This window comes from Chrysosporum bergii ANA360D (assembly GCF_029891735.1).
Taxonomy (GTDB): Bacteria; Cyanobacteriota; Cyanobacteriia; order Cyanobacteriales; family Nostocaceae; genus Umezakia; species Umezakia bergii.
Map to the genome: position 1 here is coordinate 1 of NZ_JANQDH010000059.1, position 584 is coordinate 584.

Annotated in this window: 1 pseudogene; it reads left to right on the forward strand. The window is 44.7% G+C overall.

The window, feature by feature from the left end:
• Positions 1-584 (forward strand): annotated as a pseudogene (locus NWP17_RS09415) (ATP-binding protein); the annotation flags it as partial.

Here is a 584-nt window from a genome sequence, read left to right on the forward strand (position 1 = left end):
CTAACAGATGAAGCTTTAATCTTTATTTTAAGACAATTACGTTCAGGTTTTCCCCGTCGTCCCCGGGCGTTTCCCCATTCGGTGGGGTTGATTGGTATGCGGGATGTGCGGGACTATAAGGTTAAATCCGGTGGAAGTGAACGACTCAATACCTCCAGTCCTTTCAATATCAAGGCTGAGTCTTTAACCCTCAGTAATTTTACTTTATCAGAAGTAGAAGAACTTTACTTACAACATACACAAGCTACGGGACAGGTGTTTACTCCGGAAGCCATCCATCAGGCATTTTATTTAACTGATGGACAACCGTGGTTAGTTAACGCCCTAGCTCGTCAAGCTACCCAGGTTTTGGTGAAAGACATTACCCAACCCATTACTGCTGAAGTGATTAACCAAGCCAAGGAAATTCTGATTCGACGCCAGGATACCCATTTAGATAGCTTAGCAGAAAGATTACGGGAAGATAGGGTCAGGGACATTATTCAACCTATGTTAGCTGGTGAAGACTTAGCTGATACGCCAGAAGATAACTTACGATACGTGTTAGATCTGGGTTTATGCCGTCGCGATCGCGGGGGTGGACT